The 6957-nt window shown below is 74.3% G+C and carries 6 protein-coding genes; 5 read left to right on the top strand and 1 reads right to left on the bottom strand.

Going from position 1 to position 6957, the window contains the following annotated elements:
• On the top strand, window positions 1-848 hold an 848-nt coding region (locus ACFV1L_RS34710; protein WP_380373867.1), incomplete at its 5' end, for a DUF4349 domain-containing protein.
• A gap of 106 nt (window positions 849-954) precedes the next feature.
• Here the strand turns inward: ACFV1L_RS34710 and hemE are convergent.
• Entirely contained in the window at window positions 955-2034 is a 1080-nt protein-coding gene (gene hemE, locus ACFV1L_RS34705) for a uroporphyrinogen decarboxylase (protein ID WP_380373865.1), read from the bottom strand.
• Between the two features lie 175 nt (window positions 2035-2209).
• Between hemE and ACFV1L_RS34700 the strand changes: the two genes are divergently transcribed.
• The 4 genes from ACFV1L_RS34700 to ACFV1L_RS34685 all read left to right on the top strand — a co-directional run bounded on the left by ACFV1L_RS34700 (window position 2210) and on the right by ACFV1L_RS34685 (window position 6956).
• A complete protein-coding gene (locus tag ACFV1L_RS34700; RefSeq protein WP_380373862.1) occupies window positions 2210-2854 on the top strand; it encodes a DUF3000 domain-containing protein in 645 nt (214 codons plus the stop codon).
• A 435-nt stretch (window positions 2855-3289) separates the two neighbouring features.
• A complete protein-coding gene (locus ACFV1L_RS34695; protein WP_380373859.1) occupies window positions 3290-4021 on the top strand; it encodes a LuxR C-terminal-related transcriptional regulator in 732 nt (243 codons plus the stop codon).
• Window positions 4022-4210: 189 nt separating this feature from the next.
• Window positions 4211-5446 carry an HRDC domain-containing protein gene (locus ACFV1L_RS34690; RefSeq protein WP_380373857.1) on the top strand — a complete coding sequence of 412 codons (1236 nt, stop codon included), beginning with the start codon at window positions 4211-4213 and terminating at the stop codon, window positions 5444-5446.
• A 292-nt stretch (window positions 5447-5738) separates the two neighbouring features.
• A complete protein-coding gene (locus ACFV1L_RS34685) occupies window positions 5739-6956 on the top strand; it encodes a thiolase family protein (protein ID WP_380373854.1) in 1218 nt (405 codons plus the stop codon).
• The last annotated feature ends 1 nt before the right edge of the window (window position 6957 follow it).

Genomic DNA, 6957 nt, shown 5'->3' with positions numbered 1-6957 from the left:
CCCCCGGTGCGGGCGGCGCGGGGTCGGGCGGCGCGGCGGCCTCGCCGGGGGCCGGGACGGCCGGGCAGCAGACGGGCCGTCAGATCGCCTACCAGGCGCGGCTGACCGTCAAGGTGAACGCCCTGGAGCCGGCCCGCGACAAGGCCGTCGACCTGGTGGTGCAGGCCGGCGGCTACGTGTCGGCCGAGAGCCGGCGCGGCGCGGGCGACGGCGCGGAGGCCACCCTGACGCTGAAGGTGCCGTCCGAGTCGTACCAGCGGACCCTGGACGCGCTCGGCGGCCTCGGCCAGCGACTCGGCCTGACCAGCCAGGCGGACGACCTGACCGGGCAGATCGCGGACGTGGACAGCCGGGTGAAGTCGATGCGGGCCAGCGTGGACCGGGTCCGGGCGCTGATGGCGGAGGCGAAGACGCTGTCCGAAGTGGTGTCGCTGGAGAGCGAACTGACCCGCCGCGAGTCCGACCTGGAGGCGCTGGAGCGCCAGCAGCAGGAGTTGACCGCCCGCACCTCGCTGTCCACGGTGTCGCTGGAGCTGCTGACGGACAGTCAGCGGCCCACCGGCGCGGCGGTGAAGCACAAGGACGGCTTCTGGGCGTCCGTCGGCAAGGCCCTGGCCGGCGGCTGGCACGCCCTGCTCGCGGTGCTGCGCGGCCTGCTGGTGGTGCTGGCGGCCGGGGCGCCGTTCCTGCTGGTGCTGGCCCCGCTGGCGTGGCTGCTGCTCCGCCACCGCCGCAGCCGCCCGCGCCGGCCCCGTCCGCCGGCCCCCGCCCCGGCCTGGGGCGGCCTGCCGATGCCGCCCCGGCAGCCGCCGGCGGCCGCACCGGTCGACGACGCGACGGAGGACTGACCTCCACCGGTACCGGTGCGGCCGTGGCGCCCGTCCGGTGGAAGCCCGACCCGCCGCCCGCCGGAGAGACCGGCCGGGCGGCGGGTCGGGCCGTGCCGACGTCGCGTCAGCGGGCGCTGGCCTCGTGGACGAAGGCGACCAGGCGGGTCAGCGCGTCCGGGTCCATGGTCGGCATGACGCCGTGGCCGAGGTTGAAGATGTGGTGGCTGCCGCCGAGCGCCCGGGCCGCGTCCAGCACCTCGCGGGCCTTGGTCTCCACCACGTGGGTGGGGGCGTACAGCACCGCCGGGTCGAGGTTGCCCTGCAGGCCCTTGCCGGGGCCGACCCGCTTGGCGGCCTCGTCCAGGGGGACCCGCCAGTCGACGCCGACGATGTCCGCGCCGGCCTGGCCCATCAGGCCGAGCAGTTCGCCGGTGTTGACGCCGAAGTGGATCCGCGGCACCCCGTACGGCGCGACCGCGTCGAACACCTTGGCGCTGGCGGGCATCACCGAGCGGCGGTACTCGTCGGGCGCGAGCGCGCCGGCCCAGGAGTCGAACAGCTGGATCGCCGAGGCGCCCGCCTCGATCTGGATCTTCAGGAACGCCGAGGTGATCTGCGCGAGCCGGTCGACCAGCTCGGCCCACAGCTCGGGCGCGCCGTACATCATCGCCTTGGTGTTCTCGTACGACTTCGAGGGGCCGCCCTCGACCAGGTAGCTGGCCAGCGTGAACGGCGCGCCGGCGAAGCCGATCAGCGGGGTGGCGCCGAGCTCGGCGACCAGCAGGCCGACCGCCTCGGTGATGTACGGCATGTCGTCCGGCTCCAGCGGACGCAGCCGCTGCAGGTCTGCCCCGGTGCGGATCGGGTCGGCGATGACCGGGCCGACGCCGCCCTTGATCTCGACGTCGATGCCGACCGCCTTGAGCGGGACGACGATGTCGGAGAAGAAGATCGCCGCGTCCACCTTGTGCCGGCGCACCGGCTGCAGGGTGATCTCCTTGACCAGCTCCGGCCGCATGCAGGCGTCGAGCATCGGGATGCCCTCGCGCACCTTCAGGTACTCGGGCAGCGAGCGGCCGGCCTGCCGCATGAACCACACGGGGGTGTGCGGCACCGGCTCGTTGCGGGCGGCGCGCAGGAAGACGGAGTCGTACGCGGCGCCGCGGGGCCGCTGACCGGACTGGGCTGCGGGGGTCTCACTCACGCGTCACATCCTCGCACGCGGCCGCTCCCGCCCCGGCCGCCCACCAGGCAAAACGGACACCTCGGACAGCCGGGGGGCGCGCACCGGTCGCGGCCTGGCCGATTTCCGGAATTTCGGCACGCCGGGGGAACGAAAGTGCTCGGATTGCGGGCCCGCGCCGCCTAGGCTTCCGGACATGGCAGCGGTCGGCGGGCAATCCGCACAGGGTGGAGGAACGGGCAGGGAGTCGGCGCCGATCGAGTTCCGCGACGCGGTCGAGGCGCTGACCGGGGCGCGGCTGCGTCCCGAGGTACGGCTGTCCCCGCAGCCCGCCCCCCGCCGGCTGGCCCCGTACACCTTCGCGCTGTCCGCCTCGGTCGAGGTGGACGGCGAGGAGCTGGCCGACGGCACCCTGGTGCTGCTGCACGACCCGGCCGCGCCGGAGCCCTGGAACGGGGACTTCCGGGTGGTCACCATGACCCGGGCCGAGCTGGAGCCGGAGATGGCCGGCGACCCGCTGCTGTCCGAGGTCGGCTGGACCTGGCTGACGGACGCGCTGCAGGCGCACGGCGCCCGCTACGCCGAGCCGAGCGGCACGGTGACCAGGTGCCACTCGCAGTACTTCGGGGCGCTGGCCGAACGCGGCGCCTCCACCGAGATCGAGCTGCGCGCCTCCTGGACGCCCGCCGACCGCCGCTTCGAGCGGCACCTGGCGGCCTGGGCCGACCTGCTGTGCGTGTGCGCGGGCCTGCCGCCGACCGCGCTGCCGGTCGCCGACTCCGGCGGCCTCGGCGGCGTGGTGCCGATGCCGGCCCGCCGCCGGCCGCGCAACTCGCACTGAGCGCCGCCGCGACCCTTCACTGCCGCGCCCCGCACCGCCGCGGCCCTTCACCGCCGCGGCCCTTCGCCGTCCGCCGGCCCGCTCGCACTGCTGTCCGCACCGCGCGCCCCGCAGACACCCCGGGGGGACAGTCGCGCGTTCCGGTCCGGCGACCACCCGCAGGGCTGACGGAGTGTGACTTCGTAGACGCTCCCGGTCAATTAACCACCCGTTCGTGATCGCCGAGTCGCCGGAAACGATCGAATCCGTGCGATTTCCGGGCACGTCGTACCGGTCATCTGCGCGATTTGTCCGTATTGTTACTCACCAGATCGTGATCACCCGCTAAAGCCGGTCACGGTTGATGCCGAAGGTGTCAGTGACCCTTTCCAGACGCGGAACACTCCGACCGCCCCCTCGGGGTTCCGTCCGCCACTCCCCCGCAGGAGGCCCCAGGTGTCGGTCCTTCTTGAGCACCCCGCAAACGTGGTCGCCTACCGCCCGACCAAGCCCACCGCCATGGTGGTCATCGCCGATCCCCGGGTTCGGAACACGGTGACCCGGCACCTATGGGCCCTCGGCGTCCGCGACGTCATCGAGGTCTCCTCGATCGCCGAGGCACGGCCCCGGATCTCCAACCCGCGCGACATCTGCATCGCCGACGTCCACCTCCCCGACGGCTCCGGCCTGACCGTCCTGGCCGAGACCCGCGCCGCGGGCTGGCCGAACGGCCTGGCCCTGTCCGCCGCCGACGACATCGGCGCGGTCCGCTCGGCGCTGGCCGGCGGCGTCAAGGGCTACGTGGTCACCGGCACGCGCACCACCATGCCGATGCCGGGCCGTCCCGGACTGCCGATCGGCGCCGGCCTGGCCGGGCGGATGCGCCGGCCCGGGATCCCCGGCCACCACCACCCCGGCCTGCACGGTGCCCCCGGCCAGCCCGGCGCCGCGCCCGGCGCCCCGGGAGCGCCCGGCGCGCAGCCGTCCGCCTACCGCGAGCTGTCCGGCCGCGAGGTCGAGGTGCTGCGGCTGGTCGCGGAGGGCCAGTCGAACAAGGCGATCGGCGTGGCCATGGGCCTGTCGGCGCTGACGGTGAAGAGCCACCTGGCCCGCATCGCCCGCAAGCTCGGCACCGGCGACCGGGCCGGGATGGTGGCGGTCGCGCTGCGCACCGGCATCATCCACTGACCCGCATCGTCCCTGGTGGCGGCCCGGAGGAACGTTTCCTCCGGGCCGTTCCCGTTCGCCCCTGCCGTCCCGTCACCCCGGACCGAGGGCTTCCGCACCGGGCCGCCGGCACCGCCCGGCACGGGTCCGAACATGGTCCGACCAGTCGGACAACACTCCCGGCGGCGGCACACGACGTACCCTTGGGGGGTGACCGACGCCGTAGCCTCCATCCCAGAAGAGATCGCCCCGGTTCCGCTCCTCGAACCCCGGGACGGACTCCCACCGGTGGTGTCGGACCCCGAGGCGCTCGCCGCCACCATTGCGGCGTTCCGCAACGGCAGCGGCCCCGTCGCCGTCGACGCCGAACGCGCCTCCGGCTACCGCTACGGCCAGCGCGCCTACCTGATCCAGCTGCGCCGCAACGGCGCGGGCACCGCACTGATCGACCCGATCGCCTGCCCCGACCTGTCCGCGCTGGACGAGGCCATCCACGACACCGAGTGGGTCGTCCACGCCGCCACCCAGGACCTGCCCTGCCTGTTCGACGTCGGCATGCACCCCGGCGTGCTGTTCGACACCGAACTCGCCGGCCGGCTCGCCGGGTTCCCCCGGGTCGGCCTCGGCCCGATGACCGAGAACGTCCTCGGCCTGTCGCTCGCCAAGGAGCACTCCGCCGTCGACTGGTCCACCCGCCCGCTGCCCGAGCCCTGGCTCCGCTACGCCGCGCTCGACGTCGAGGTGCTGGTCGACCTGCGCGACGCGCTGGAGACCGAACTCGACCGGCAGGGCAAGCTCGACTGGGCCCACCAGGAGTTCGCCGCGCTCGCCGCCGCTCCCCGCCCCGCGCCCCGGGTCGACCCGTGGCGGCGCACCTCCCAGCTGCACAAGGTCCGCCGCCGCCGGCAGCTCGCCGTGGTCCGCGAGCTCTGGCAGACCCGCGACCGGATCGCCCGCGAACGCGACGTCTCCCCCGGCCGGGTGCTGGCCGACACCGCGATCGTCAACGCGGCCCTCGCGATGCCGCTGAACGCCCCCGCGCTGATCGCCGTCCAGGGCTTCGGGCCCCGGATCAACCGGCGCCAGCTCGACCAGTGGCTGGCCGCGATCGAGCGCGCCCGCGAGATCCCCGAGAACGCGCTGCCCTCCGCAACCGCCCCGCACGACGGGCCGCCGCCGCCGCGCGCCTGGGCCGAGAAGGACCCGGTCGCCGCGGCCCGCCTCACCGGCGCCCGCGCCGCGGTCGCCGCCCTCGCCGAGCAGCACCACCTCCCGGCGGAGAACCTGATCACCCCCGACCTGGTCCGCCGCGTCTCCTGGGAGCCCCCGGCCAACCCGGACGCCACCGCCGTCGCCGACGCCCTGCAGGCGCTCGGCGCGCGCCAGTGGCAGACCGAGCTGGTCGCGCCGGCCCTCGCGGAGGCGTTCAGGACGGCCCAGGGGTAGCGGGACGCGGCCGGGCACACCGCCCGGGGCGCGTGGGGCGCCGCACGGCCCGCCGGGGCCGGGGGCGGACCGCACGGAGCGGACGGCAGCTGCCGGCAAGGTCGCGGCGCGGGCCATGACGTGCCCGTGATCGCGGCCTTGCCGACGTGCGCCCGGTGTACCGCGCCCCTGCGGTGCGTCGTCGCTCACTTCTCCACCTCCTTGCCCGCCGTTGTTACTCGTGGGTAGATTGGTCGCGTAGCAGCGCCGCTCATGTGTGCGCTCACCCCGTCCCACTGGGAGGAGAGCCCCCGTGCCTCGTACCGCGAGGGACGTCGTCTTCGTCGACGGCGTCCGCACCCCGTTCGGCAAGGCCGGCCCGAAGGGCATGTACCACGAGACGCGGGCGGACGACCTGGTCGTCAAGTGCATCCGCGAGCTCGTGCGCCGCAACCCGAACCTGCCCGTCGAGCGGATCGACGAGGTCGCCGTCGCGGCGACCACCCAGATCGGCGACCAGGGCCTGACCATCGGCCGCACCGCCGCGCTGCTCTCGGGTCTGCCGAAGTCCGTTCCGGGCTACGCGATCGACCGGATGTGCGCGGGTGCGATGACCGCCGTCACCACCACCGCGGGCGGCATCGCCTTCGGCGCGTACGACGTGGTCGTGGCCGGCGGCGTGGAGCACATGGGCCGGCACCCGATGGGCGAGGGCGTGGACCCGAACCCGCGGTTCGTCTCCGAGAAGCTGGTCGACGAGTCCGCCCTGTTCATGGGCATGACCGCGGAGAACCTGCACGACCGCTTCCCGCACCTCACCAAGGAGCGCTGCGACGCGTACGCGGTGCGCTCGCAGGAGAAGGCGGCGAAGGCGTACGCCAACGGCGACATCCAGCCGGACCTGGTGCCGATCGCGATCCGCAACACCAACCCCGAGGTCGGCGAGACCGGCTGGGGCCTGGCGACCACGGACGAGCCGATGCGCCCGGGCACCACCATGGAGTCGCTGGCCGGCCTGAAGACCCCGTTCCGTCCGCACGGCAACATCACCGCGGGCAACGCGGCCGGCCTGAACGACGGTGCGACCGCCTCGCTGCTGGCCGCCGAGGACGTGGCCCGCGAGCTGGGCCTGCCGGTCAAGATGCGCCTGGTGAGCTACGCGTTCGCGGGCGTCGAGCCCGAGGTGATGGGCATCGGCCCGGTCCCGGCGACCGAGAAGGCGCTGGCCAAGGCCGGTCTGACCATCGACGACATCGGCGCGTTCGAGGTCAACGAGGCGTTCGCCGTCCAGGTGCTGGCGTTCCTGGACCACTACGGCATCGCGGACGACGACGAGCGGGTCAACCCGTACGGCGGCGCGATCGCGTTCGGCCACCCGCTGGCCTCCTCCGGTGTCCGCCTGATGACCCAGCTGGCCCGCCGCTTCGAGCAGCGCCCGGACGTCCGCTACGGCCTGACCACCATGTGCATCGGCTTCGGCATGGGCGGGACCGTCATCTGGGAGAACCCGCACTTCGAGGGTGGTAAGTGAC

The organism is Kitasatospora sp. NPDC059646 (assembly GCF_042734615.1).
GTDB lineage: Bacteria > Actinomycetota > Actinomycetes > Streptomycetales > Streptomycetaceae > Kitasatospora.
This window is presented reverse-complemented; position numbering and strand designations above follow the sequence as displayed.

Excerpts from the sequence above, each read along its gene's own strand:
- ACFV1L_RS34700 (WP_380373862.1), top strand. The coding sequence starts at position 2,210 with ATGGCAGCGGTCGGCGGGCAATCCGCACAGGGTGGAGGAACGGGCAGG.